Origin of the sequence: Mycobacterium sp. (genome assembly GCF_049280035.1) — a bacterium.
Classification (GTDB): domain Bacteria; phylum Actinomycetota; class Actinomycetes; order Mycobacteriales; family Mycobacteriaceae; genus Mycobacterium.
In genome coordinates this window covers 1-2,794 of the sequence record NZ_JBAPPI010000451.1, presented here as the reverse complement: position 1 = coordinate 2,794, position 2,794 = coordinate 1, and the positions used below count along the sequence as shown (strand labels likewise).

Genomic DNA, 2,794 nt, shown 5'->3' with positions numbered 1-2,794 from the left:
CGGTGAACGAGGTACCCGGTGCGGTCATGGCCGTTGCTCCACACTGCGTTCGGTCAGCGTGGTGAAGAAATCGTCGATGAACTCGCGCGCCTCCTGGCCGCCATCGAAGCCGCGCCACCGCGTTCGTAGCCCGCCGACGAATTCGTAGCAGGCGTCGATTGGGACCAGATAGCACTGTGGCGGGCCGTCTTCGGGAACGCGCACCAGCAGTGCCTCAACGTCGTCGGCAAGCAGACCAACCCTGGGTTCGCCGGCGCTGATTGCGCTCCAGGCGTCGAGGTCGAGCTCGGATTCGGTTGCACCGGCCGGGCCCGGGTAGAAACCGACAGTGCGATCGAGCGCCGAGTTGCGGAAGAAGAACGCCAGGCCGACCGGGATCTGCAGCGCTTCCCAGGTGCGCCGATCAAGCGCGAAATCGGGAAATGTCAGATACCGATCCGGGACCGAGCGGTAGCGCAGCTCGGCGTGGCTGTCGCTGAACAGCAGATAGCAGCCGCGGCACACGCACATCAATTGCCGCCCAGCCACATTCACCACGTGTTGGTGCGCGTCGGCGATCGGCTCCGAGCACATCTCGCACCGCTGTCCCGCGGGTTCGGGCTCGCGCCGGCTTCCGGTGATGCGGGCGAGAACGTCGAAGGGGCTGGTCATGCCGGCGCGCCCAACGGCTCGGCCGGCACCGCGAGAGACAGCACACCGTCGCGCAGCAGCAGTGGGAGGGGATCGAGGTGACGCTCAGCACCGTCATCGAGGCTCGCACCGGCGTGTACGACATCGAAATGCGCGTGACAGCGCGGACATCGCAGCACCGGGTCGCTGCCTCCGGCGCGTCGGTGCAGCGCCGCACCGGCCAGCGACCCATCGCAGGCCGGACAGTGATCACGGTAGGCGTACAACTGGTCGCCGACCCGACAGGCCAGCACCACAATGCCGGCGACCGAGAAACCGCCGACTTCGCCGGCAGCCAGGTCGGCCAGATCAGGCACCTGATGCCACGCTGAGCCGCCGTTGGACGGCGCCCTGGAATGGACCTGCGCAAGCAGCGATTCGGCCGGGATCACGGTTGCCGGCTTTCCTACCCCGGCTTCGGGTGTCACCAGTTCGATCGACGAAATCTCCGGTGCGGCAGCCCGAATCGCGTCCTCGACGGCCAACTCCAGCGTCACCGCCGACGACGGGCAACTCTTACAGCTACCGGCGAATTGAAGCTGCACGGTGTCGCCGGCGATGTCGAGCAGATGCACGTCGCCGCCGTGCGAGCCAAGATATGGCCGGACCCGGTCGAGTGCGTCGGACACCCGTCGACGCACGTCGTGCGGGTGCAGGCCGTGGACGAGCAGCAAGCTGGCCACCAAGTCATCGGCGATCAGGCGGTCCAGAAGAGCTGGATCCGCCTGATCGCCGACTGCCGCGAGGATTCGCGACAGGCCCGCGCCGTAGAGCTCAACTACCTCGCGGACCAGCTGCTCGGCGCGCTCACGCGCGGCCACCCCACCGGCCGCCGTCGCGTCCAGCAGCGTCTGGATCCGATCGCCCGCCGAGCGCCACTGCGCGTCCCCCTGCAACTCCTCGGGGCGATCAGCCATGCATCACTCCCCGGTCGCTGTTTGCGTCGGCGAGTGCAGCCGCTCCAGTGTCTTGCCGTTGCCGAGGTACATGTGCACACCACAGGGCAGGCACGGGTCGAAGCTGCGCACCGTGCGCATGATGTCGATGCCCTTGAAGTGCTCCCGGTCGTTCTCCTCGAAGATCGGCTGGCCCTGCACCGCGTCCTCGTAAGGCCCCGGCGTACCGAAGCTGTCGCGCGGGTTCGCGTTCCACGGGGTGGGCGGGTACGGGTGATAGTTGGCGATCTTGCCGTCCCGAATCACCATGTGGTGACTCAATACTCCGCGCACCGCCTCGGTGAAGCCGCAGCCGATACCTTCCTTGGGCACGTCGAACTTCTCCCATGTCTTAGTACGCCCGGCGCGGATTTCTCCCAGCGCCTGCTCACAGAAGTGCAGCGCACATGCCGCCGCGTACGCCTGGAAGTAGGTCCGTGCCCGGTCACGCTCGATGGTGTTGGACCCATGCTGCGGGATCTTCCACTCGAACTCGACCGGCCCCTTCAGCGCGGTCTTGGGCAGGTTGATCTGCACCGAATGGCCGGTGGACTTGACGTAGCCGATGTCGACCAGGCCGGCCAGCGCCGTCGCCCACAGCCGGGCGAGCGGACCGCCACCGGTGTCCAGAGCAAGGTGGTCCTTGCCGTCGAACCAGCGCGGCGACATCACCCAGCTGTAGTTGCCACCGTCCATGTCCCGCTTCTGCGGATGCGGGTTGGTGTGCTGGTTCCATGGGTGACGCCGATCGACCGGGTTGCCCAACGGGTCGGTCTTGTCGAACATCTCCTGATCGTTCCAGTCGTCGTAATACGAACTGCCCAAAAGGATCCGGATGCCCAGGTTGATGTCGACCAGCGAGTGGGTCACCAGCTTGCCGTCGACCACCACGCCAGGTGTGACGAACATGGCGTTGCCCCAACGCTCCATGTCCTTGTACGCGAAATTGCACACATCGGGGTCCTGGAACGAGCCCCAGCAGCCCAACAGGGTGCGGCGTAGGCCGACCTTCTCGTAACCGGGCATCGCTTCGTAGAAGAAGTCGAAGAGATCGTCGTGCATCGGCACGACCTTCTTCATGAACTCGACGTAGCGCATCAGCCGGCTCATGTAGTCGGTCATCAATTGGATGGTCGCCACCGTCCCGACGCCGCCGGGGTACAGCGTGGACGGGTGTACATGCCTGCCTT

Annotated in this window: 3 protein-coding genes; all 3 read right to left on the bottom strand. The window is 65.9% G+C overall.

All coding sequences use genetic code 11. The annotated features are described in order from the left end of the window. Positions 1 to 24 precede the first annotated feature (24 nt). The gene (locus WAN71_RS14950) at positions 25 to 651 is read right to left on the bottom strand and encodes a DUF5947 family protein (RefSeq protein ID WP_422226078.1); all 627 of its coding nucleotides are present in this window, start codon (positions 649 to 651) and stop codon (positions 25 to 27) included. Next, positions 648 to 1,586 (bottom strand): NifU family protein, encoded by a 939-nt coding sequence (locus WAN71_RS14945; RefSeq protein WP_422226077.1) that lies wholly within the window; start codon positions 1,584 to 1,586, stop codon positions 648 to 650. Before WAN71_RS14945 ends, WAN71_RS14950 begins: the two co-directional genes overlap by 4 nt. A gap of 3 nt (positions 1,587 to 1,589) precedes the next feature. After that, the coding region (locus WAN71_RS14940; RefSeq protein ID WP_422226076.1) for a nickel-dependent hydrogenase large subunit at positions 1,590 to 2,794 on the bottom strand (1,205 nt) is incomplete at its 5' end.

Excerpts from the sequence above, each read along its gene's own strand:
- WAN71_RS14950 (WP_422226078.1), bottom strand. The coding sequence starts at position 651 with ATGACCAGCCCCTTCGACGTTCTCGCCCGCATCACCGGAAGCCGGCGC.
- WAN71_RS14945 (WP_422226077.1), bottom strand. The coding sequence starts at position 1,586 with ATGGCTGATCGCCCCGAGGAGTTGCAGGGGGACGCGCAGTGGCGCTCG.